The following is a 20,973-nucleotide window of genomic DNA, read 5'->3' on the forward strand; positions in this document are numbered from 1 at the left end:
CACCCGGCGAGGTGGCCGGTCGCCCTCAGCAGCGCCTTGGTGAACCGGCTGAGCTCCACGCCGGGCAACTCGTCCGGGGCGAACCACCGCAGCTCGCTGATCTCCTCACGGATCTCTCCCGCACGGCCGCCTCGACGGGCGGTTCGCCGACGTCGACCGCGCCGCCGGGCACCGCCCACCCGTCGTGGTGCCCGGCATGGCGCACCAGGAGGATCCGTGCGTCGTCGTCGTCGTCGACGACGACGACCGACACCGACGGCATCTGGATCAGCTCATGGCCGATCACGGCGCGCAGCCGGGCGAGATACGGAGACATGGCCATTCCGGCACGGTAACCGTCGGGACCCGCCCCGCGTCAGGCGTCGGCCGGGCGGTACTCCACGCCGTCCACTCCCGGCGTGACGACCGCGGCGTACCGCCGGCCGGCGGTGACGTCGTGGTCCTCGTCGACCTCGAAGCCGATGAGCGCCCGCTGGAACGGCACCTCGCCGTACACGGCTGCGGCCACGCCCGCCAACCACCGGTCGAGCGCACCGCGCCACGACAACGACTCCGCGCCGCTGGACTCGTCGAAGGGGTAGCCGCCGATGCGGTCGTCGACGCGCGCCAACGCGCCCAGCGGCAGGTAGAACTCCAGCGTGTCCACGTTCTCGTACCGGAACAGGAAGCCGCCGCAGACGACCCGGGCACCCGAGGGCAGCGTCAGCGCGCCGAGGAGGTGACCGTGCTCGTGGAGGGCGGCCACGCCGGGTTCGGCCGCCGCGAACCCGGACCCGTCGGCCCGGCGGACGTGGCAGCCGTGGACGCCGGCGACACGCCACAGTGACCGCAGGGCCCGGTCCACGGTGGCGTCGTCGGCCGCGCCGAGAACCAGGCAGAGCTCATAGAAGCCACCCGTCCAGTTCTCGTCGTCGCTCATGTCGTCCGCGCTCGTCACGCCACCACGATCCCCGATCCGGGCGTCGCCGTCACCCTCGTCACCTCCACCGCTCGGGCCATTGTGGAGCGTCGGGACCGCTTGGGGAGTGATCCGGGCGAAGCCCTTGCCCCTCATCGGGAGGAGCCTTACCTTCCATTGATGGTCATCGGTGGTCAACCGCACGGCCCTCCTCCGGAGGCCGGTCACGACGATCCGCGGCCCGAGGACCTCGGCGGCATCGCCTACCTGCGCGGACTGTCGAGACGGGGCTTCCTCACCGGCGCCGCGTTGGCCGCGTCCGGGGTGTCGGCCGCCTTCGTCCTGCTGCCCGGCTCCGCTCGGGCCGCCGGCAGCTACCTGCGGCCCTGCGGCAATGTGCGGATCTCGAGCTCGTGGCAGGACCACCGGAACCGGACGCCGCCGTCGGGTGAGCCGGGCACCGACTACGCGGTCGGCACCGGCACTCCCGTCCGGGCCGCGGCGAACGGCACGGTCCGCCTGGTGAAGACCGACACCTCCACCGCGACCGGGCGCGTCGTGGGGATGGCCCACGACGACGGCAACTACACCCGGCATCTGCACCTGTCGACGATCGCCGTCTCCCCCGGCCAACGCGTGTCGCGAGGCCAGACGATCGCCTACTCCGGCGCCTCGGCCAACGGCAGCGACTCCGGTGTCGGCCCGCACGTGCACACCAGTCTCTGGCTGAACACCGGCAGCCCGACGAACTTCGGCGCGACGGTGGATTTCGAGAACCACGTCGGCGACGCCGCCAACCCGAGTTCCCCCGACCAGGAGGTAGATGACGTGTTCATCGCGAATGTGCGAGGCAACTGGTACCTCGTCGTCCCCCAGGGCACCGCCAAGCCACGGGCGGTGGTCCTCGGTGGCGACAGCAACGCCGCCGCCTCCGGCCTCCCCGTCCTGAACTTCACCTGGGATCCGTCGATCAACGCGCTCCGGGCGGCGGTCGACGGCATCGGCTGACGCCGCCCGGCACGTCTCGGAAGCCACCGCCCTGTCGCACCCGACCCGGCGGGAGTCCCTCAGCAGCCGCTGCCGCATGTCAGAATGCCCCCAAACCTGGAGCAGAGCTGCAGAACGGGCGAGCCGATGACGACAGGCAGGGCGGCCGAGCTGCTGCGTAGACCCGGGGGTCCGCAGCGGGCCACATTCCTGGAACTCTTCTTCGACCTGGTGTTCGTGCTCGCGCTCGCCCTGCTCTCCCGCAGCCTGGGCGAGGATCTCGGGTGGAGCGGCGCCTTCCGGGCACTGGTGCTGATGGGCGCCATGTGGTGGGTCTGGTCGAGCACCGCGTGGCTGACCGACCGGACCGACCCGCAACGACCGGTCATCCAGGCGCTGGTCATCGCGACCATGGTCGGCAGCCTGGTCATGGCGGCCGCGGTCCCCGAGGCGTTCGGCGACACCGGCCTGATCTTCGCGGGCGCTTACGTCGCCGTCCAGCTCAGCCGCGGGATCGTCCTCACCGCCGTGCTGCGCGGCCACGAGCTGCAACGCAACGCCATGCGCGGGCTGTTCTGGTACGGCCTGTCGGCGCTGCCGTGGATCGCGGGGGCGCTGGTGCACGGCACGGCGCGGGGCGCGCTCTGGGCACTCGCGGTGGTCCTCGACCACACGGCCGGCAGAATCGGCTTCCCCACCCCCGGCGCGGGGCGTATCCCCGGCCGTGACCTGGTCATCTCCGGCGAGCACCTGTCCGAGCGCTACCGGCAGTTCTTCATCATCGCCCTCGGCGAGCTGATCCTGGTCACCGGACTGGCCCTGAACGACAGCGGCTTCGCACCCGCCGGGGCTGCCGCGTTCGCCGTGTCGATCACCACCACCGTGCTGCTGTGGCGGATCTACATCTACCGCGCCGGCGAGGTCCTGGCGGAGGCGATCGTCGCGTCCGCCGACCCGGTCCGCCTCGCCCGGTCGGCGTCCTACACCCACCTGACCATGGTCGCCGGCGTGGTCGTCACCGCCGTCGGCGGTGAACTCGTCATCGCGCATCCGCTGGGACACACTCCGCCGGCCTGGATCGCCGTCCTCCTCGGCGGACCCGCGCTGTACCTGGCCGGGCGCGCCCGCTTCGAACACGCGGTGTTCGGCCGGGTGTCCCGATCCCGCCCGATCGGCGTGCTCGCGCTGGCCGTCCTGGCACCGGCGATGCTCCTCGTGCCGCCGGTCGTGGTCGCGGCCGCCGCCGCCGTCGTGCTGACCGGGATCGCCCTGTCGGACGCGCACCGTGCCCGCGGACTACCACCCGAGCCGCCGTCACCGCCGGACTAGCCGTCGGCGCCGGATACGGCGCTTCGGCCGCTCGTCGTGGAGGTGGCGCGTCGTTGTGCCAACAGTGGATGGCCGGGTGGAAGCACCCGCGAAGGCGTGGGAGCGGAGAGATTCGAACTCACTCAGCGCGAACGCACCGGCTTTACAGGCCGGCCCACCTCACCGTCGGTGGCGCGCTCCCTCGGCCGAAGGCCGGTGCCCGCGGAAGGTGTCGAACCTCCGACCCCCTGGATGTGAACCAGGTGCTCTTCCGTTGAGCTACGCGGGCGTACGCGGAAGGGGTGGGATTCGAACCGACGAGCCCCCTCCATCGCTCCGGCGACTGGACTCGAACCAGTACCTGTACGGATCAACAATCCGCTGCCCTACCGTTTGGGCGACGCCGGAATGGTCGCGCGTGCGGGACTCGAACCCGCTTCACCAGCGTGAAAGGCTGGGGGCCTACCCATGACCGAACGCGCGTCCGTGTGCCCCGAGCTGGTGTCGAACCAGCGGCCTTCGGCTTGTCGAGCCGACGCTCTCCCGCTGAGCTACCGGGGCGAGGCGGGATGTCCGGCCCACGACCGACGGCCGGGCGGCGTGGACCACGACTTCGTGCCTCCGGGGAATTCCGACATCCCGACCCGCCGGTTAAGAGCCGGCTGCTCTTCCTCTGAGCTACGGAGGCGTGCGGTGAGGGAGGGAGCCGGACGCCGCCGACCGCGCCTCGTCTCGATGCGTGCCCCCGGCGCGATTCGAACGCGCGACCCCTGGATTCGTAATCCAGTGCTCTGTCCGCTGAGCCACGGGGGCATGGTGTCGTCGGGCGGGCCCGAACCGCCCCTTCCTCATCAGGGAAGCGCTCTGACCAGCTGAGCTACGACGACCTGGCGGCTCGGCCACCTCTGCGTGCGCGCCCCGTGCCGGGATCGAACCGGCGACCCTCCGCTCGACAGGCGGATGCTCTCCCACTGAGCCAACGGGACCTGGTGGAGTCGGGCGGAGTCGAACCGCCGGCCTCTTCGGTGCGAACGAAGCGCTGCTACCACCTGAGCTACGACCCCATGCGTACCCGGAGCGCGATTCGAACGCGCACTGTCCCCGCCCTGAACGGGGTGCCTCCTGCCGTTGGGCTACCCGGGCATGTACTGCGTGCCGACGCCCGGCCTCGAACCGGGGGCCTCTCCGTCATGAGCGGAGCGCTCTGGCCATCTGAGCTACGTCGGCGCGGTGCCCTCGGCGCGAGTCGAACGCGCACTGGCGACGTCCTCAACGTCGGGCCTCTGCCGTTGGGCTACGAGGGCGTGGCGCTCCCGGGCCAGGATTCGAACCCAGCTCTCCGCATCCAGAGTGCGGCGTCTTGCCGACTAGACGACCCGGGAAGGGTGGCCGGCGGGTCGCGGTCCCGCCGGCCGGTTCAGCGCTGCTTTCTGCGAGCGGCCGGCGGGCATCGAACCCGCTTTTTCGATTTGGACGACCGACGTGTCCGCCGAGTTCACCACGACCGCATGGCATATTCCTGCGTAGGCCGTACGGGACTCGAACCCGTAACCGTCCGGCTGAGAACCGGATGAGCTGCCAATTGCTCCAACGGCCCGTGGAAAACCCTCCCCGGTTGCCGGGAGGGCATCAGAATGTGGAGAAGAGGGGAATCGAACCCCTGACCTCCGCCCTGCCGAGGCGGCGCTCTACCAGCTGAGCTACAACCCCATGGTCCGGGACCAGCGAGTCGAACGCTGTTTCTCCCGCTCCCAAAGCGGGCGGGTTACCGTCTCCCTCGTCCCGGAGGGTATCGCCCCCGGCCGGCCCGTGCGGGCGCCGGCCGGGGTCTTTCCATGCCATCCACTGTGGAGTTGAGAACCAACGACGCCTCCGGCCGGGGCCGGGACGAAAGCAGGGGCGACAGGATTCGAACCTGCGACCTTCGGTTTTGGAGACCGGTGCTCTACCAGTTGAGCTACGCCCCTATGCGGTTGTCCGGGTAACGAAAAAGCCGCCCTGTCCCGGTCGGGGTGGGCGGCTTGTCAGCTTCCGCTGGCGCTATTCGCGCCGCCACCCCGGCTTCCAGTTCTGCTCGCTCGCGCACAGATCGTGGGCTCGCCCGATCGCACGCAGCACGACACCGCCGCGCGGCATGAGCCGCATGGTTTCGGTGGAGACGTACTGCCGCACGGGAAACTCCCTGGTTCGATCCGGTTGACCTTGCCGTTTTACGATAAGGCCGACGTCCGCGGAAGGCAAAGGATATTCGGTACGCGCATATCTGCTGTGGCTGCCATCAGGATCCACCCGCTCGGGTTGTCAGCGGCGGACCCGGTAGCGCAGGTGAAGCACCCGGCTGCCCTGCACCACCTCGTCCGGCCCTTCCAACAGGTGCTGCGCGTCCACCGACCCGAAGAAGCGTTTGCCGGACCCGAACACGACGGGTACGACGTCCATGCGTACCTCGTCGACGAAGCCCGCGGCGAGCACCTGGCCACCGACGTCACCGGCGGCGACCTCGACCGTGCGCTCCCCCGCCAGCTCCTGCGCCCTGGCCACGGCCGCCTCCACGCCGTCGACGAAGTGGAACGGCGCGTCGGGGTCCCAGCCCTCGGGCGCCGGCCGGTGCGTCACGACGACCACGTGGTCGATCCCGCCCGGAGGCTTCCCGTCCCAGCCGTCCGTCAGGTCGAAGACGTGCCGGCCGACGACCGTCACCCCGATCCGGTCCCAGTACGGCCGGGTGTAGTCGTAGGACGTCTGCGACACCGTCAGCCCGCCGCCGGCGTCCAACGGGACGTCACCACTGGTCAGCCACTCGAACAGCGGCCCGGGCTGGTCGTTCTCGTCCGCGACGAAGCCGTCGACCGACACCGAGCTGTACATGACGACTGTGCCCACGGGGGTCTCCTCTGCTCGGGGACGCCTCAAGCTAGCGTGTCGAGGGCTGCCGCTCTTGTAGGAAATCAATCGGCCGGCAGCGGCCAGCCGTCCAGCACGTGACCGGGATGTTCGCGCAGGAACCGCCGCCGGACCTCGACGTACCGGGTCGGCGTGAGCCCGGTGAACGCCCGGAACTCGTGGCCGAAGTGGGCCTGGTCGAAGTAGCCGGCGCGACCGGCGAGGTCGCCCCAGTCGACCGGTTCGGCGGGGTCGATCGAGAACACGGCGGTGGCGAAACGGTGGGCGCGGGCCAGCCGCTTCGGCGTGACGCCGACGAGGTGCTTGAACCGCTGCGCCAGATGGGTGCTGCTGACCCCGGCTGCCACGCTCAGGTCGCCGATGGCGACCGCTCCGCCGGCCGCGGCGATGACGCCGCTCGTCCGGCGCACCAGCCCCAGCCCGGCGGTCTCGCCCAGCCGTCGCGTCAGCTCCTCCTCGAGCAGCGTCAGCATCTGCTGCGGCCGGGCCGCCGTGGCCAGCCGGTCTCGCAGCTCCGCGACGGCGGGCCGACCCCAGACCTGCTCGATCGTCACCGGCCGGTCGCACAGCTCGACGGCGGGCATCGGCAGGAACGGCGCCAACCCCCACGGCTTGACGTGCGCGCCGACGGACCGGGTCCGCGGCGGATAGCTGAACTCCAGCGCCCGGGTGGGCGTGGTGACCACGCAGCCGTCGGCGTACTCGGCCGCGCCGAGGTCGGCGCCGGCGCGGATGCGGAACGGCGCACCGAGGTTGACGATGAGCAACGCCGCCGGCATCGGCGGCAGTGTCAACCGGGCGTACGGCGGCGCACCCTCCAGGTAGTAGAGGTCGTCGATCAGCCCGTCCAGCGGCGGTCGCGGCACTCGGGACACGTACTCCACGCCCACAGCATCGCCGACATCGCGCGCCGGGGCGGTCCAGCCGCGCCGCCGCCGGGGCACGTCGTCGCGGGCCGCGGACGGTCGTTCACGCCTCGGCGAGGGTGACCCGGACGGCGAGCAGGTCCCCGGCGGCGTCGCGATCGACCTGGACCGGGAAGACCCCGTCACCCCAGCTGGTCATCGCGAACAGGATCTGCGCGTCGCCGAGGGCCAGGGTCCCGCTCTCCGTGTCGCTGGCCCGCACCTGGCGCATCACCTCCCAGTGGTGTGAGTGCGGCCGGAAGTCCACGGCCAGCTTGCGACCGGGCTCGGCGTCGCGCCAGGCCTGCACGGTCGTCGCCCGCCGCAGGGCCGAGCGCAGCGGCAGGTCCGTCCAGCCGTAGCTCCCCTCGTCACCCGGTGCGGCCAGCGGTTCGGCGGTGAACTCCCGGGCCGCCGTCGGGGCGTCGACACCCCAGAACGCGACGTCGGCGAGACCGTCCAACGGCTCCTCGTGGCGCCACGACGCGAGTGCGTCGGCGTCGGCGAAGGCCAGCCGAGCCGCGTCGACACCCACCATGCCCACGTCGACAGTGGTGGCGACGGGCGCGTCACGGACCCGGACGATGATCTGGGACCAGCCGTCCCACGGCCCGTCGGAACGTTCCGCCTGCACCGCGACGGTCCCGGCGGGAAGACCGTCCACCGCCACCGCGGGCATCCCGAAGACCCTGAACCCCGGCTGGCGTTCCACCGCGCACCGCCGCGCCCGCTCCCGGTGCGGCACCTGCTGTTGCGCGCGCTCCACCGCAGCCGTCCACCCGTGCTCCCGGCAGTGATCGCCGAACCGTTGCGCCCAGCTGTCGCCGTGTGAGGCGGGAATGTCGTAGTGGTACCGCCCGGGCCGTACCGGGAACGACGCTCCCGCCGGCTCGGCGTCCGGGCCGACCACCGCGTAGTCGGCGGAACCGGCGACCTCAGCCAGCAGGTCCGGATCCTCGAATCCCAGACCGCGCGGGTCGAGCTCGTTCGGCGGCCTGCTTCCCGACCACATGCCCAGCATCCCGCCGTCGATGATGACGAGTTGGCCGGACGGGCACCGAACCTCGCCGAGCGTGACAATCTCTCCCATGGCGCGGCAGTCTATGCAGCCGCCGGCACGAGCAGGGGCGACTGAGCGCGCTACTCGCCGAGCGGCCCAGCGGCGAGCTCGGCTACGACGTCGAGATGCCCGAGGTGACGGGCGTACTCCTGCACGAGGTGGAACAACACGCGTTCCAGCGTCGCCGGCGCCGCCTCGTCCCACCTCGGGCCGGGAGCGCCCACCGTCGTCAGGTCGTTGTTCGCGACCACGGAGGCGGTGTGTGCGCCCTGGGCGCGGAGCGACGCCGTCAGGCTGTCGCGTGTCTCGTCGGGCGCCACGTGCCACCGGTCCCCGCGCCGGTCGCCCCAGGGTTCGGCGATCTGGGTGCCCTCGAAGCCCCACTCGATCCAGCGAAGCTCGACGTAGCGCAAGTGTTTGAGCAGTTCGAGGGGGGTCCACCCGGAGGGAAGCCGGCTGCGCCGCACCTCGTCGTCGGGTAGTGCGTCCACCTTGGACAGGAGGGTCTCCCGGAAGAAGTCCAGGTATCCCAGGAAGACCTCGTCGCGTCCCGATGCGGGAGTCGTCGGTGCGGGAAAGGGCATCGCCATGTCGCCATTGTCCGCGTGCCGCGCCTCCGGTGTCGGCGGAGCCGTGGACGATCGCGCCCGTGGCAACTTCCAGGATGCTCACCGCAGCCACCCCAGGAAGCGGCGGTGCAGCAGCCCGGCCGGCATCCAGTGCAGGTCCTGCGCCGCCCGGGCCAACTGCGCACCCATGTACAACGCCAGCGACACCCGCGCGCCCGCGAACTCCGCCCGCAGTTCCCGCCGCCGCGTCTCGCACGGCCAGGGAGCCGCGCACCCACCACAACTCCACACCGGCAGGACCGGCCCGTGGGTGCTCACCCGCGACCTCCGAGCAGGGTCGCGGTGAGCAGCCGCGCCTGCCGGCTGGTCACCCACTCCATCTGCCAGCCCGGGTACGACGTGAGCCGCCCCCACCACACCCGGCAGCCCACGCACATCCCGTCCAGACCCCGCACGTGTACGCGCCGGATGCGCTGCTCCTGACCCCTCACCGCTCCTCCCCCGGCCAGTGCGCGACACCGATCGGAACGCGGTGCCGGACCCGACACGGCAGTTCGTCGCCACAGCGGCACACCCACCGCCACCGCCGCCACGACCACGCCGGCCGATGCCGTCGCGCGAGGGTCAACGCGGTTGCCGAGAGGTACTCGTCGTACGAGACGCGCCGAGGCGGCGACTTGGAGGGGTCCTCTCCGGCCCCCGGATACTGCTTTCCGCCTCGCGCCTGGATCAGCAACCGCCGGCGGGCGGCCTCCTGCTCCATCGTCTGGATACGCTGGCCGAGACCGGCGACGACCAGCTGCGACGGAATGAATCGGTTGAGGATCAGCCGCAGGAATCCACCGTCCGCTGTCATGTGTCCGGCCCCTCCGTCTTCGGGGCACGGAGGGACACTTGCTCATGTGCCTCGTCCGCGCCCGGATGCAGTGAGGTCCAGCGTCATGCCGAGCGCGGCGGCGATCCAGAAGGTGAGTGTCCGCTAACCAGGTGTGCTGTCCGCTGGTGGCAGGCGTCCGGGGGCATACTCCACGCAGAGGTCACGCAACGTCGCGGTTCCGGTGCCCCCGACTGCTCCACCTTCGACAGCAGTTCCGCGGCACGCCACCAGTTCGACGGCACCACCCGCCCGGACGCCACAGCCTGCGCCCCGACAGCGACCGCCTCGTCGGGCTGACCCGCGGCGACCAGGGCAAGGCCGAGGTCGAGACGGGCCGACGCGGACCGGCGCGGCCGCGCTCCCCCGTCGCCGGCCGGGTCGAGGTCGGCCAGTACCGCCCGCGCCACCTGCTCGGCGCCCGGATCACCGGCCCAGGCCAACGTCGTCGCGGCGTACGCGGCGGCCTTGGCCGGGTCGTAGCGGTAGTGATGCTCGGCTCGCTCAGGAACGGGCAGGTTCGCTGTCAGCCGCTCCACCCGGTCCAAGGTTCGCCGGGTTGCGCCGACGTCCCCGATCCGCGCCCACGCACGAGCTTCCTGAGCGGTCGCCTGGATCCTGGCAGAGCTGCCCTGCGGAGCGACCCGCTGAGCTTGACGGGAAAGTTCGAGTGCCGTCCTGAAGTCACCTTGGGTCAACACGTCCCAGGCTCGGGTTTCCAGACACCACGCCTGGATCTCGCTGTGCTCCGCGTGTTCGGCAAGATCGCGAGCGGCGCGCAGATGGGCAGCCGCAGCATTCCGCTGGCGCAGGTCGATGTGAACGGTGGCGCGCAGCACTGCCAACCAGCCGCCGGCAACCAGCAGCCGTCGTTGTTGAGCAAGCGTTACTCGTCCATCCAGCAGCCGAACCACGTAGGCGAGGTGCCGCCGCACCAAGGGCAGAAGATCAGCCGGTGCCAGCGTCGGATAGGAGCTGGCGAGGTCGTCGACGCTTTGCTCGATCCGTTCGAGCACGTCTGTGCTGACATCACTGGCGGCAATTCTCGCCCTCAGCTCGCCGGCCTCGGCCGCGTGGTCGACGGGCGCATCGACCAATCGAGCAAGCACGCCCCCCGCTTCGAGAAGCTGGTCCAGGTGCCTCGCCGTGTCGGCTGTCGGGGCCTTGAGACCCGCCTCCAACTCGTGCAGATGACTCTTGCTCCGGTGGGCGAGCTGCCCGAGGGCCCGAAGCGACAGACCACGCCGTTCCCGGAACTCACGCAGAACTGCGCCGAAGCGCGGATCGACGGACGAGGCCATGGCGCCGCTCCAAGCTCAAGGGGCCGAACAAATTCACCCGGCCACCACCCCTGTCGACGGTACCGCGACTCGTCGCACGTTCGATGACCCCACGGGTCGGCGGGCTCCATGCCGCCGCCATCGACCGGTCCCGACCCTCAGGGGCGGGCGGCGAGCATGCGCCGCAGCGCGGTCCGGACGGACTCGGCCGGGCGGCCGATCAGCGTCTCCAGCGTGGGATCGGTGACCATGAACTCGCCACGTCGCGCCGCCCGGAACATGCCGAGGTTGAACTCGGCGGCGGCGCGCGGCATGCCCCGAGAGACCGCCGCCCGTACCCATTCCTCGTCGTCCACGACGACGCGGGCCACCTCCCGGCCGGTGACCTCGCTCGCGACGGCGGCGACCGCCGCGAAGTCGAGCGTCGACGGGGCCGTCAGCGGCGCGGTGGGGCCGGCCACGACGGAGTCGTCGGTGAGCAGGACGGCGGCCGCCGCCGCGAGGTCGTCGTGGCCGGTCCAGGAGACGGGCCCGTCGGCCGGGAGGGCCAGTCGGCCGGTGGCCTGCGCCTCGTCGAGGTGATAGCGGAGGGTGCTGGAGTAGAAGCCGTTGCGCAGGGCGACGTGGGGGATGCCGGTGGCGGCCAGGTGCTCCTCGGTGCGCGCGTGGGTGATCATCGGCGGGAACAGCGAGTCGGTCGACGCGCCCTGGTGGCTGGTGTAGAGGACGCGCTGCGCTCCGGCCGCCGTCGCGGCGTCGATCGCGGCGATGTTGGCCCCGGTCGCGGCGGCTCCCCGGATCGCGGCGCTGACGATCAGGACCTGGTCAGCGCCCTCGAAGGCGTCCGCGAGGGTGGCCGGGTCGGTGAAGTCGCCGCGGCGCACCCGGACGCCGCGGGCCTGCAGCGCGGAGGCCTTCGCGACGTCGGTGACGCTGACCCCGACGGCGGCGGCCGGAACCCGTCGCAGGACCTCCGCCACGATCCGTGAGCCCAGGTGGCCGGTGGCGCCGGTGATGACGATCATGTTTGCTCCCAGGAGAGGTTTCCGTTGCTAACGCTGGTGACGGTAGCAGAGATAACCTCAGCGCTAACAGGTCGCTGTTACCATTGGTACGTGGAGCTTGCCGAGAGGACCGACGCCCGGTCCCGGATCGTCACCGCGGCCGCACGGATCCTGCGGGAGCAGGGCGCCCGCGCCGTGACCACGCGCGCCGTCGCGCAGGCGGCGCAGGTGCAGGCGCCGACCATCTACCGCCTGTTCGGCGACAAGGACGGCCTGATCGATGCCGTGGCCGAACACGTGATGGCCACCTGGGCGGCGGCGAAGGCGACCGGCGGGCCGCACCCCGACCCGGTGGTCGACCTGCGCGCGGGCTGGCGGGCACAGATCGAGTTCGGGCTGGCCAACCCCTGGCTGTACGAGCTGATGACCAGCCCCGCGCGGGCGGAGCAGTCCCCGGCCACCACGGAAGGCATCGAGGTGCTGCGCGCGAAGGTGCACCGGCTCGCCGCAGCCGGGCTGCTGCGCGTGGACGAGCCGCGAGCGGTCGCGATGATCCACGCAGCGGGCACCGGCACCGTACGCGCACTGCTCGGCATGCCAGCGGACCGACGCGACCTCGGCCTGGCCGACCAGATGTTCGACGCCGTCGCCGCCGGCATCCTGACCACCGCCCCGGCGGCTCCGGCGAACGACGTGGGCGCCATCGCGGTCACCTTCGCCACCGCGCTACCCGGCCTGCCCGGCCTCACCGACGCCGAGCGGGCGTTGATGGGCGAGTGGCTCACCAGGGCTCTGACGACACTCCACCAGGGACAGCCCCGAGCCAGCTGACCGGGCGCTCGATCACGGCATTGACTCGGGGCCGGGAAGGCGCAAGCCTATGGAAGCGCTCCCATCGTCGAGCTTCTATTCGCGTGAGGGAAGGAATGCTCGTGCGTCCCACCACCGCACTGCTCCCGGTCGTGCTGGCCACAGCCCTCGGCGGCCTGGCCCTGCCGGAGCCCGCCCTGGCCGCGGCCGGCCCGGCACTGGCCGTCGACACCACCGCCAACCGGCACCCGATCAGTCCGTACGTCTACGGCATGAACTTCGCCGACGAGGCCCTCGCCCGGGAGCTGCGGCTGCCGGTGCACCGGTACGGCGGCAACGCCACCACCCGCTACAACTTCCGCAACGACACCACCAACCGGGCCTCGGACTGGTACTTCGAGAACATCCCGAACGACAACCCGGACCCGGGCAGCCTGCCCAGGGGCTCGGAGAGCGACCGGTTCGTGCAGCGGAACAAGGCCACCGGCGCCGCCACGGTCATGACGGTGCCGATGCTCGGGTGGATCGCCAAGGACCGGGCGAAGGCGTGCGGCTTCAGCGTGGCCACATACGGTCCGCAGCAGTCCACCGACCCCTGGGCGCCGGACTGCGGCAACGGCAGGAAGCCCGACGGGAGCCTGGTCACCGGCAACGACCCGGAGGACACCAGCGTCGCGGTCGGTCCGGAGTACGCCACCGACTTCGTCAACCACCTCAAGGGGCAGTTCGGCGCCGCCGCCGACGGCGGCGTCCAGTTCTACAACCTGGACAACGAGCCGGACCTGTGGCACTCCACCCACCGCGACGTCCGCCCGACGGGCCTGGGCTACGACGAGCTGCGCGACCGCACCTACGCGTACGCCGCCGCGATCAAGGCCGCCGACCCCGGCGCGAAGACGCTCGGTCCCGTCGGCTGGGGCCTGAACTCGATCTTCTACTCGGGGCTGGACCAGGACACCTGCTCGCGCACCGGATGCTGGTCGAACCCGCCGGACAAGGCCGCGCACGGCGGCCAGGACCTCGGCCCGTGGTACCTGGACCGGATGCGCGAGTACGAGCAGCAGCACGGCACCCGGATCCTCGACTACTTCGACATTCACCTCTACCCGCAGCAGTCGGGTGTGTTCGGTGACACCGCCGGCGACGCCGACACCCAGGCGCTGCGGCTGCGCTCGACCCGCCAGCTCTGGGACCCGACGTACGTGGACGAGAGTTGGATCAACCAGCCGGTCCGCTTCATCCCCCGGATGCGGGAACTGGTCGACCAGCACTACCCGGGCACGAAGATCGCGATGACCGAGTACAACTGGGGCGGCCACGGGTCGCTCAACGGCGCGCTGGCCCAGGCCGACGTGCTCGGCATCTTCGGCCGCGAAGGGCTCGACCTGGCCACCCTCTGGACCGCACCGGGGGCCGACCAGCCGGTGGCCAACGCCTTCCGCATCTACCGCGACTACGACGGCAAGGGCGGCGCGTTCGGTGAGACCTCCGTCAAGGCGACCAGCGCCGACCAGGGCAAGCTGGCCGTGTACGCCGCCGAGCGCGCCGCCGACAAGGCACTGACCCTGGTCGTGGTCAACAAGACCGGCGACGACCTGACGAGCCCGCTCACGCTCACCGGTGTCTCCGCCGACACCGCCCAGGTCTACCGCTACAGCGGGGCGAACCTCGCCGGCGTCGTCCGGGAGGCCGACCAGCCGGTGACCGCCGGCGGCCTCACCGCCACCTTCCCGGCCAACTCGATCACCCACCTGGTGCTGCCGCGCGGCACCACGCCCGGCGACACCACGGCGCCGACCGCCCCCGGCAGGCCGACCGCCGGCACGGTCACCGCCGACAGCGTCGCACTGACCTGGACGCCGTCCACCGACGACACCGGCGTGACCGGCTACGACGTGCACCGGGTCGACGCCACCGGCACGGTGAAGGTGGGCAGCGCCACCGGCACCTCGTACACCGTGAGCGGGTTGACCGCGGACACCTCGTACACCTTCGTGGTCACCGCGCGTGACGCGGCGGGCAACGTCTCGACGGCCTCGCCCGGCCTGACCGTGCGGACCGCGCCCACCGCCCCGACCGGCCGCTGCACGGTCGGCTGGACGGCGAACAGCTGGCCCGGCGGCTTCACCGCCACCGTCACCATCAGAAACACCGGCGCCACCGCCATCGACGGCTGGAAACTCGCCTTCGACTTCCCCACCGCCGGCCAGAAGATCGGCCAGGGCTGGTCGGCCACCTGGAAACAGAACGGCACCAGCGTCACCGCCGAGAGCATGACCTGGAACGGCAGGCTCGCCCCCGGCGCCATCACCAGCATCGGCGTCAACGGCACTTGGAGCGGCACCAACCCGGCGCCCGCCGCCTTCACCCTCAACGGTCAACGGTGCGGCTGACCTGAAACGACTCTGCTCCGCCGGCCGGACCGGCGGAGCAGAGTCGGACAGGTCCAGCGCCCCGGCCGCGAGCACCCCGGGAGCGGCCGGCGGAGATCGACATCGACTGCTGCGTCCACGATCGCGTGAACCGCGTTAGCGCCGCTCACGGCCCGGGTAGGACAGGTTGATGACGACCGACCAGGCGAAGCAGGAGCTGCGGGAGCTGATCGAGGAGCGCGTGGCGGCAGTGGCGCGCCGCGACGCCGAGACGCTTGCCGCCCACCAGGCCGCGGACGTGCTCGCCTTCAACGTCCTGCCCCCGCTGCGACTACGAGGTGCCGACCAGGTGGCACCCCAGACCCGGGCGTGGTTCGACGCGTACGCCGACGGCCCGGGCTACGAGGTCCGGGACCTCCAGGTCGACGCCGACGGCGACCTCGGCTACTGCGCCTTCCTCTACCACGTCACGGGACGGTTGCGGTCGGGCATGGACGTCTCCATGTGGGTACGCGCCACGCTCGTGTGCCGCAGGCGCGACGGGCGGTGGGTCGTCGTCCACGACCACGAGTCGATTCCGTGGGACCCGGAGACAGGTCAGGGTCTGGCCGGCCTCGATCCCGACGCGTGACGACGCGCCCGGCACCCTGTCATCGGCCCAACCGCCAGGTCGCGGCCGAGACCCACCAGACCGGTACGCATGCCCGACCACCGGGGTGGGCACGGGCCGGTGCGACACGCGGTGCGGCACTATCGTGACCCGATGACGACCGACAGGTGGGCCCGGTGGTTGTCGGCGCGCCGAGACGGCGGCGACGCCACCCTGCGCGCCCGGCACGCCACCGACCTCGCCGGGTTCCGCGACGGCGTTCTCGACCGGGCCGATCTGAAGCCCGACGACGTCCTCCTCGATGTCGGATGTGGTACCGGACTGATCGGGTTCGGTGCGCTCGACCGTCTCGGCCCGGACGGCCGGGTCATCTTCAGCGACGTCTCGCCGGACCTGCTCGACCAGTGCCGGCGGACCGCCGACGGCGACGAGCGGTGCCGCTTCGTCCGGGCGCCGGCCGAAGACCTCGCCGGCGTCGCCGACGCCTCCGTCGACGTCGTCACCACCCGGTCGGCGCTCATCTACTCCGATCGCAAGGCCACCGCGTTCGCGGAGTTCTCCCGGGTGCTACGGCCGGGCGGAAGGCTCTCGCTCTTCGAGCCGATCAACCGCTTTGCGCTTGAGCACCGCCCGGAGGATCTGTTCGGCTGGGGTGGCACGCCGGTCGACGACCTGGTGGCCAAGGTCAGCGACGTCTACCGGGGCCGAACCGAAGCTGCCGAGCGGCCGATGGTCGACTTCGACGAACGCGACCTCATGGCCTGGGCGGAGGCTTCGGGTTTCGAGGCGATCGAACTGGACTACCGTGCCCAGCTCGACGCTCCCGCCGAGCCGATCAGCGACTGGGAGGCGCTCAAGCGGACGGCCCCCAACCCCCTGGCCCCGACGTACGGCGAGGCCATTGCCGCCGCGCTGACCGACGACGAGCGCGAGCGCCTCGACGCGTGCATGACCGCCCTGGCGGCGGCCGGCACGCCGATGCGGCGCACGGCGGCCACGGCGTTCCTCCGCGCACGGCGTCCCGACCGGAACCGCTGAGACATCTCGCGTGTCGCGCGCCCGACGGTGACCGCCGCATGAGCCTGGTGTCGGCGTTCGTACCGATCTGGGTCCTCACCGCGATCGGCTGGGCGGCCTGTCGGTGGGGCCTGCTGGGCGCGGCGGCCGCGTCGGTGCTCGGCCGGTTCGTGTTCCATCTGGCGATGCCGTCCGCCCTGTTCCTGGCGCTGTCCCGGATGCCGCTCTCCGGGTTCGCCAACCGCTCGCTGCTCGCTTTCGCGGTGAGCACGGTCGCGGTCGTCGGGCTGGGGTGGGTCGGCGCGAGCCGGCTGTTCGATCGCACGCCCGGCGAACGGCCGCTCTGGGGCATGGCCGCCGGGTACGTGAACTCGGCGAACCTCGGCATCCCGATCGCCACGCAGGTTGTCGGCAGTGTGTCGTTCCTGGCGGAGGTGGTGCTGCTGCAGGTGCTGGTGGTGACGCCGGTGATCCTGGTCGCCCTGGACCGGCACAGCGACCCGGCCGGGCGGGTACGGGTCCGTCGTATCGCCTCCCTGCCGGTACGCAACCCGGTGATCCTGGCGTCGCTGCTCGGCGTCGTGTGCTCGGCTGCCGGCCTGCGCCTGCCGTCGGCGGCCGACGCGTCGCTGACCCTGCTGTCGGGCGCCGCGGTCCCGGCTGCCCTGGTCGCGCTCGGCGCGTCGCTGCACCTCCCGGCGGCGAGCCGAGCCGAGCCGGCCGAACCGGCCGAGCTGGCCGTGATCGCCGCGCTGAAGCTCGTCGCCCAGCCGGTCATCGCGTACGCGGCCGGACTGGCCCTGCACCTGTCCGCGCCACAGATGCTCGCCGTCGTGGTGTGCGCCGGCCTGCCGACAGCGCAGAACACGTTCATCTACAGCCAGGAGTACGGCGTCGGCGAGGCGGTGGCCAACCGGGCGGTGGTGGTGACCACGACGCTGTCGCTGGCCACCCTGGCCGCGGCGGCGTCAATGCTCGGATAGGTCCGTCAGCAGCCGTCCGGACGACGGAGCCGACCCGACCGTGGCGACCGCCTTGCCCCACGCCGGCCGGGACGGCAGGCTTGGCAGATGTCCGCCGTGATGGCAGGCCGCCGTCTGCCGACCCTCCGGCGCACCGTGACGCACCCGGCTGTCTGGTCGGTGCCGGCGATGGCGCTGCTGGTGTTCGTGGCGATGCCGTTCAACGACGGGTTCTACAGTTTCTGGGTCAACTACGACGCGCAGGGCGACGCACAGCAGTACGAGCTGCTCCACACCACGCGCATCTTCCGATACACCTCCGGCGTCCTGTGTGGGCAGGCGTTGGCGTTACTGGCCGGCGCCGCTCTCGCCGTCCGGAACACGCAGGCGAGGGCGCTGGTGGTGGCGGTCCCGCTCGCGGTGCTCCTGGCCGGGGTGGCCGTCGCGGTCGCGTACCCGCTCGCCCGGGCCCGCGAGGGCATCTTCTTCACGACCGGTGCGCTCGACGACCCGGTCCTGGTGCGGGTCCTCCTGAGCGAGGTGGCCGCGTACCCGCTCTACGCCGCCGCCGGCGTCGGCCTCGGCACGCTGCTCGGGGCGCGCCTGCGGCGATCCGCGACGCGCTGGCCGCTCGTGCTCCTGTTCCTGCTCGGCTGGTTCGTCGCCACCCTGACGGGGCTGCTGCAGGACGACCGGTTCGACGCGCCGTCCGGGCTGTTGTGGGTCGTCCCGCCGATCGCGGCCGGCACGGCAGTCGCACTGGCCGGACTGTCGACGGATGTCTGGGCCGTACCGCCCGTGGCGGTGGGCGACTGGGGGCGCGGCGCCGGCGTCGCGCTGCTGGTGAGCGCCGCCGCGTACGCCCTGGGGTTGAACCTGTTCGCCCGGTGGGCCCGTCGACGGGCGCCCGCGCGGACCGACCGGCTTCCGCCGGACCACTGACCCGCCAACCGGCTAGCCGGCCGGTGTCAGGGGCGCCGACGGGCGGCGTCGATGACGTCGGGGCGCAGGAGATGGCCGAATCCGGCGCGGTCGAGGCGGCTGACCAGTCCGCTGAAGCGGGATTTTTCGCCGGACGCGGCCAGGCGACGGTCGGACGGCGGCAGATCCGGATGTCGGATCCTCAGGGGCGCTCACCCCGCGAGCCGGCCGCACGCACTCCGGGTGCTCGGTAGTCCGGCCCGCGTGAAGACGAGCCGGCAGCTCCCGTTCGTCGAGTCCCAGAGTTGGTCGTTGGTCACCAGCGCCCGAACCAGCGCGCGTTGCGGTTCGGTAAGGGGCCGGTGCGGCGCGTACGGCTTGGGGAACGCGAATCGCACCAACGCACCCCAGCCGTCATCGAAGCCGGCCCAACTGTCCCGACCGGCCACCTGGCAGGCGGCCGTGGCGATCTCGTCGAAGTCGGCGGCGACGCGGATCGCCGCGGCGACGAGCGCGAACTGGTGCACTCCCGGAGGTGGTGGCCCAGCCAGCGCGGCCAGGATCAGCTCACGGGCACCCGGGGCGTCCTCGTGAGCCAGCGCGGCCCGCAGCCGGATCGCCGGGTCCGGGTCGGTGAGCCGGTCGCGGAGGTCGACGCCGAGCTGGCCGAGGCAGCGCAGCCACTCCGCCTGCGGCCCGGCGCCTCGTTCCGACCACTCCAGGACGAGCACCGCCAGTTCCTCGCGTCGGTCCGCGACGGACCGCAACCGCGCGATCGCCACGAGATTCTCCGCGCGGAGCAGCGCCCGGTCCGGCGGTGACGCCGCGAGCAGCGGAAGCACCACCGGGTACGCCTGGGCCACGGCATCGGCGAGATCCGGCAGTATCCCGGCGAAGTAGCGATTGTCAGCGAGGTCGGTCACGCTCGTAGCCGCATCGCCGAGGAACTCCAGAAGCGGTTCGATGGTGTCCGGGTGTGCTCGCCCCTCGGCCAGCAGCGCGGTCACGGCCCGAACCGTCGGCGCGGTCGCCGTCCTCGGGAAACCCTGATGCAGTACCGCGATGTCGAGGTGATCCAGCGCGGCCTGCCGGGCGTCGGCGTCACCGAACTCCAGCGCGGCCACGTGCCCCGGCGTGTCGGTCGCTCGGCCGTACGCGTGCCCGAGCCGACTCCAGTCAACCGTCATCGCCACGTCTTCCACAGGTCCCCGGCCGACCGGAAGCGGGTGCCCGGCTTTCGCCGGACACCCGGGTCGCCGGTGGACAGGCACCGCACCGTGCCGCTCACCGCTTGAGCGCCCAGCCGACCATATGGTGCAACAGAAGAGCGGATGCCACCGAACCCGAGGCGACGAGAAGGCCTGTGGGGTCGGGCCGCCAGCCACTGATCGTGGACAACACCAGTACGGAGATCACTGCGGCGGCGATCGCGGTCCAGACCAGCACGGCCGTGATCGGACGTCGCCGCTCCACCACCACGGTGCGACCCGCCAGTTTCTGGTGGACCCGCCATTGCTCGATGGCGGAGGCAGGCACCACACCGTGGATAGCCAGGAAGCCAACGCTGACAACACCGTGCCCCGACGATGTCGCGGGGCCGGTGGTGTGCCCGCCGCCGGGCCACTGCCGCGACAGGTAGACGGAGCGTTCGTGCTCGGCGGGGTGGCGTCGGCCGCGAGCCTTGGCGTCCCGCCGGCTCTGGTGCCACCGGGTCAGGTCAGCCAGCCAAGCCTGCCGGCTCGTGGCCAACGCTTCGGCCGCGGACGTGAGCTTGTCCGCGTCCTCCATCGGGCCGAACCGGTGCTCGAGATGGCTCAGGGTCGACGTGAACCCGAACGGCGCATACATCCCGAGGCATCGACGGAAAGCCGCAACGCGCCGAGCGAATGGCTGCGACTCGTCTCGAACTCGACGAAGCTCCCCGGCAAAGCTCACCACCGTACGGTACCGCTCCTCGGGTGATTCGCTGCCCGGTGAGCGCAACGCCGTGGCCACACCGAACACCTGCCGAACAGGCTCACCGGACCGGGGCGAGGGTGGCGGCCAACACCCGCCAGGTGCCGTCCTCACGCACCCACAGCCGGGTGTAGAGCAGCCGCGCGGACACCACGGCGCCGCCCTGCACCGCATCGACCACAGCGACCGTGCGGGTCACCCCGGTCTCACCGTCTTCCTGGACGTCGAGCGACTCCTCCACCAGGTTGGTGATGCGCAGGGCCCCCGAGCGGTAGCTCTCCAGGTCATCGTCCTTGGAGAAGATCGACCCGTCCGGTCCCGCAGCCACGACCCGGGGGTGCAGAAGCGCGTCGAGGGACTCGACATCGCCGCCGCGCTGAGCGGCTTGCAGCTGCCGTTCCGCAGCATGGAGATCCATCCAGCGATCCTCTCCAGCGCCCCGCGCCGGGACAAGCGGGTTCGCTCGCGGCAGAACGCCACCGCGTCATGATCGAACACGGCGCGTTCGCCACCACGGCGTGCGCGGCCGGTCGGCC

General features: G+C 71.7%; 21 protein-coding genes, 18 tRNA genes and 2 pseudogenes. 9 read left to right on the forward strand and 32 right to left on the reverse strand.

Going from position 1 to position 20,973, the window contains the following annotated elements; all coding sequences use genetic code 11:
• Nucleotides 1-25: 25 nt before the first annotated feature.
• Together COO58_RS16600 and COO58_RS16605 are read right to left on the reverse strand one after the other, a co-directional pair.
• Nucleotides 26-322, reverse strand: coding sequence for an NUDIX domain-containing protein (locus COO58_RS16600; protein WP_369700183.1), 297 nt, complete (start codon nt 320-322; stop codon nt 26-28).
• Between the two features lie 33 nt (nt 323-355).
• Complete coding sequence (locus COO58_RS16605; RefSeq protein ID WP_098745638.1) at nt 356-937, reverse strand: hypothetical protein; 582 nt, start codon at nt 935-937, stop codon at nt 356-358.
• A gap of 81 nt (nt 938-1,018) precedes the next feature.
• On the opposite strand from COO58_RS16605, the gene COO58_RS16610 reads away from it, so the two are divergent.
• Complete coding sequence (locus tag COO58_RS16610) at nt 1,019-1,906, forward strand: M23 family metallopeptidase (RefSeq protein ID WP_141561905.1); 888 nt, start codon at nt 1,019-1,021, stop codon at nt 1,904-1,906.
• Between the two features lie 126 nt (nt 1,907-2,032).
• Entirely contained in the window at nt 2,033-3,214 is a 1,182-nt protein-coding gene (locus tag COO58_RS16615) for a low temperature requirement protein A (RefSeq protein ID WP_098745641.1), read from the forward strand.
• 97 nt (nt 3,215-3,311) lie between these two features.
• On the opposite strand, the gene COO58_RS30240 is transcribed toward COO58_RS16615, so the two are convergent.
• From COO58_RS30240 to COO58_RS16730, 27 genes and pseudogenes are all read right to left on the reverse strand, one after another.
• Nucleotides 3,312-3,395, reverse strand: a tRNA-Tyr gene (locus COO58_RS30240).
• A 15-nt stretch (nt 3,396-3,410) separates the two neighbouring features.
• Nucleotides 3,411-3,482 (reverse strand) — tRNA-Val (locus tag COO58_RS16620).
• Nucleotides 3,483-3,527: 45 nt separating this feature from the next.
• Nucleotides 3,528-3,601 (reverse strand) — tRNA-Asn (locus COO58_RS16625).
• A 1-nt stretch (nt 3,602) separates the two neighbouring features.
• A tRNA-Glu gene (locus tag COO58_RS16630) sits at nt 3,603-3,676 on the reverse strand.
• 6 nt (nt 3,677-3,682) lie between these two features.
• Nucleotides 3,683-3,754, reverse strand: a tRNA-Val gene (locus COO58_RS16635).
• A gap of 55 nt (nt 3,755-3,809) precedes the next feature.
• Nucleotides 3,810-3,881: transfer RNA gene (locus COO58_RS16640), tRNA-Lys, on the reverse strand.
• A gap of 52 nt (nt 3,882-3,933) precedes the next feature.
• A tRNA-Arg gene (locus tag COO58_RS16645) sits at nt 3,934-4,006 on the reverse strand.
• Nucleotide 4,007: 1 nt separating this feature from the next.
• A tRNA-Ile gene (locus COO58_RS16650) sits at nt 4,008-4,080 on the reverse strand.
• Nucleotides 4,081-4,107: 27 nt separating this feature from the next.
• Nucleotides 4,108-4,179: transfer RNA gene (locus COO58_RS16655), tRNA-Asp, on the reverse strand.
• A gap of 1 nt (nt 4,180) precedes the next feature.
• Nucleotides 4,181-4,257: transfer RNA gene (locus COO58_RS16660), tRNA-Ala, on the reverse strand.
• A 5-nt stretch (nt 4,258-4,262) separates the two neighbouring features.
• Nucleotides 4,263-4,336 (reverse strand) — tRNA-Leu (locus tag COO58_RS16665).
• A 10-nt stretch (nt 4,337-4,346) separates the two neighbouring features.
• Nucleotides 4,347-4,420 (reverse strand) — tRNA-Met (locus COO58_RS16670).
• Nucleotides 4,421-4,424: 4 nt separating this feature from the next.
• Nucleotides 4,425-4,497: transfer RNA gene (locus COO58_RS30245), tRNA-Leu, on the reverse strand.
• Nucleotides 4,498-4,503: 6 nt separating this feature from the next.
• Nucleotides 4,504-4,575 (reverse strand) — tRNA-Gln (locus tag COO58_RS16675).
• A 53-nt stretch (nt 4,576-4,628) separates the two neighbouring features.
• Nucleotides 4,629-4,701: transfer RNA gene (locus COO58_RS30250), tRNA-Gly, on the reverse strand.
• Nucleotides 4,702-4,717: 16 nt separating this feature from the next.
• Nucleotides 4,718-4,790, reverse strand: a tRNA-Glu gene (locus tag COO58_RS16680).
• 40 nt (nt 4,791-4,830) lie between these two features.
• Nucleotides 4,831-4,903 (reverse strand) — tRNA-Ala (locus COO58_RS16685).
• Nucleotides 4,904-5,087: 184 nt separating this feature from the next.
• A tRNA-Trp gene (locus COO58_RS16690) sits at nt 5,088-5,160 on the reverse strand.
• A gap of 73 nt (nt 5,161-5,233) precedes the next feature.
• Nucleotides 5,234-5,365 carry a hypothetical protein gene (locus COO58_RS30855; protein ID WP_255292647.1) on the reverse strand — a complete coding sequence of 44 codons (132 nt, stop codon included), beginning with the start codon at nt 5,363-5,365 and terminating at the stop codon, nt 5,234-5,236.
• Nucleotides 5,366-5,494: 129 nt separating this feature from the next.
• On the reverse strand, nt 5,495-6,076 hold the full coding sequence (locus tag COO58_RS16695) for a dihydrofolate reductase family protein (RefSeq protein ID WP_098745642.1): 582 nt from the start codon (nt 6,074-6,076) through the stop codon (nt 5,495-5,497).
• A 65-nt stretch (nt 6,077-6,141) separates the two neighbouring features.
• Entirely contained in the window at nt 6,142-6,981 is an 840-nt protein-coding gene (locus tag COO58_RS16700; RefSeq protein WP_255292648.1) for a helix-turn-helix domain-containing protein, read from the reverse strand.
• Nucleotides 6,982-7,066: 85 nt separating this feature from the next.
• A complete protein-coding gene (locus COO58_RS16705) occupies nt 7,067-8,092 on the reverse strand; it encodes a hypothetical protein (protein WP_141561906.1) in 1,026 nt (341 codons plus the stop codon).
• Nucleotides 8,093-8,142: 50 nt separating this feature from the next.
• Entirely contained in the window at nt 8,143-8,652 is a 510-nt protein-coding gene (locus tag COO58_RS16710; RefSeq protein ID WP_098745645.1) for a DUF664 domain-containing protein, read from the reverse strand.
• A 78-nt stretch (nt 8,653-8,730) separates the two neighbouring features.
• On the reverse strand, nt 8,731-8,949 hold the full coding sequence (locus COO58_RS16715) for a hypothetical protein (protein WP_098745647.1): 219 nt from the start codon (nt 8,947-8,949) through the stop codon (nt 8,731-8,733).
• Nucleotides 8,946-9,320: pseudogene (locus COO58_RS31240) on the reverse strand (hypothetical protein); the annotation flags it as partial. The gene COO58_RS16715 and the pseudogene COO58_RS31240, both read right to left, overlap by 4 nt.
• A gap of 290 nt (nt 9,321-9,610) precedes the next feature.
• Nucleotides 9,611-10,806: pseudogene (locus tag COO58_RS16725) on the reverse strand (helix-turn-helix domain-containing protein).
• Nucleotides 10,807-10,943: 137 nt separating this feature from the next.
• Nucleotides 10,944-11,810, reverse strand: coding sequence for an NAD(P)H-binding protein (locus COO58_RS16730; RefSeq protein WP_098745648.1), 867 nt, complete (start codon nt 11,808-11,810; stop codon nt 10,944-10,946).
• Between the two features lie 90 nt (nt 11,811-11,900).
• Between COO58_RS16730 and COO58_RS16735 the strand changes: the two genes are divergently transcribed.
• The 6 genes from COO58_RS16735 (at nt 11,901) to COO58_RS16760 (ending at nt 18,502) form a co-directional block, all read left to right on the forward strand.
• Nucleotides 11,901-12,620 carry a TetR/AcrR family transcriptional regulator gene (locus COO58_RS16735; RefSeq protein WP_098745650.1) on the forward strand — a complete coding sequence of 240 codons (720 nt, stop codon included), beginning with the start codon at nt 11,901-11,903 and terminating at the stop codon, nt 12,618-12,620.
• 95 nt (nt 12,621-12,715) lie between these two features.
• Nucleotides 12,716-14,992, forward strand: coding sequence for a glycoside hydrolase family 44 protein (locus COO58_RS31135; RefSeq protein ID WP_304363130.1), 2,277 nt, complete (start codon nt 12,716-12,718; stop codon nt 14,990-14,992).
• A gap of 169 nt (nt 14,993-15,161) precedes the next feature.
• Entirely contained in the window at nt 15,162-15,602 is a 441-nt protein-coding gene (locus COO58_RS16745) for an SgcJ/EcaC family oxidoreductase (RefSeq protein WP_098745651.1), read from the forward strand.
• A gap of 132 nt (nt 15,603-15,734) precedes the next feature.
• Nucleotides 15,735-16,619 carry a class I SAM-dependent methyltransferase gene (locus COO58_RS16750; protein ID WP_176558825.1) on the forward strand — a complete coding sequence of 295 codons (885 nt, stop codon included), beginning with the start codon at nt 15,735-15,737 and terminating at the stop codon, nt 16,617-16,619.
• A gap of 38 nt (nt 16,620-16,657) precedes the next feature.
• Complete coding sequence (locus COO58_RS16755; protein ID WP_098745654.1) at nt 16,658-17,581, forward strand: AEC family transporter; 924 nt, start codon at nt 16,658-16,660, stop codon at nt 17,579-17,581.
• Nucleotides 17,582-17,716: 135 nt separating this feature from the next.
• Nucleotides 17,717-18,502, forward strand: coding sequence for a hypothetical protein (locus COO58_RS16760; RefSeq protein ID WP_141561907.1), 786 nt, complete (start codon nt 17,717-17,719; stop codon nt 18,500-18,502).
• 191 nt (nt 18,503-18,693) lie between these two features.
• Here the strand turns inward: COO58_RS16760 and COO58_RS16765 are convergent, their stop codons facing one another.
• The 3 genes from COO58_RS16765 to COO58_RS16775 all read right to left on the reverse strand — a co-directional run bounded on the left by COO58_RS16765 (nt 18,694) and on the right by COO58_RS16775 (nt 20,828).
• Nucleotides 18,694-19,668, reverse strand: a complete 975-nt coding sequence (locus COO58_RS16765; protein ID WP_255292651.1) for a hypothetical protein — start codon at nt 19,666-19,668, stop codon at nt 18,694-18,696.
• A gap of 97 nt (nt 19,669-19,765) precedes the next feature.
• Nucleotides 19,766-20,476: a hypothetical protein gene (locus COO58_RS16770; RefSeq protein WP_141561908.1), complete on the reverse strand. Its 711-nt coding sequence runs from the start codon at nt 20,474-20,476 to the stop codon at nt 19,766-19,768.
• Nucleotides 20,477-20,498: 22 nt separating this feature from the next.
• Nucleotides 20,499-20,828, reverse strand: a complete 330-nt coding sequence (locus COO58_RS16775; protein ID WP_255292705.1) for a nuclear transport factor 2 family protein — start codon at nt 20,826-20,828, stop codon at nt 20,499-20,501.
• Here COO58_RS16775 and COO58_RS30885 point away from each other — a divergent pair.
• A complete protein-coding gene (locus COO58_RS30885; protein WP_255292711.1) occupies nt 20,775-20,927 on the forward strand; it encodes a hypothetical protein in 153 nt (50 codons plus the stop codon). The genes COO58_RS16775 and COO58_RS30885 overlap by 54 nt on opposite strands.
• Nucleotides 20,928-20,973 lie beyond the last annotated feature (46 nt).

The organism is Micromonospora sp. WMMA1996, from assembly GCF_002573675.1.
In the GTDB taxonomy this organism is placed as follows: Bacteria; Actinomycetota; Actinomycetes; order Mycobacteriales; family Micromonosporaceae; genus Micromonospora; species Micromonospora sediminicola.

Coding starts and splice junctions, on each gene's coding strand:
- COO58_RS31135 (WP_304363130.1), top strand. CDS start 12,716: ATGCTCGTGCGTCCCACCACCGCACTGCTCCCGGTCGTGCTGGCCACA.
- COO58_RS16755 (WP_098745654.1), top strand. CDS start 16,658: ATGAGCCTGGTGTCGGCGTTCGTACCGATCTGGGTCCTCACCGCGATC.
- COO58_RS16615 (WP_098745641.1), top strand. CDS start 2,033: ATGACGACAGGCAGGGCGGCCGAGCTGCTGCGTAGACCCGGGGGTCCG.
- COO58_RS16750 (WP_176558825.1), top strand. CDS start 15,735: ATGACGACCGACAGGTGGGCCCGGTGGTTGTCGGCGCGCCGAGACGGC.
- COO58_RS16705 (WP_141561906.1), bottom strand. CDS start 8,092: ATGGGAGAGATTGTCACGCTCGGCGAGGTTCGGTGCCCGTCCGGCCAA.
- COO58_RS16730 (WP_098745648.1), bottom strand. CDS start 11,810: ATGATCGTCATCACCGGCGCCACCGGCCACCTGGGCTCACGGATCGTG.
- COO58_RS16710 (WP_098745645.1), bottom strand. CDS start 8,652: ATGGCGATGCCCTTTCCCGCACCGACGACTCCCGCATCGGGACGCGAC.
- COO58_RS16765 (WP_255292651.1), bottom strand. CDS start 19,668: ATGACGGTTGACTGGAGTCGGCTCGGGCACGCGTACGGCCGAGCGACC.
- COO58_RS16600 (WP_369700183.1), bottom strand. CDS start 322: ATGGCCATGTCTCCGTATCTCGCCCGGCTGCGCGCCGTGATCGGCCAT.
- COO58_RS16745 (WP_098745651.1), top strand. CDS start 15,162: ATGACGACCGACCAGGCGAAGCAGGAGCTGCGGGAGCTGATCGAGGAG.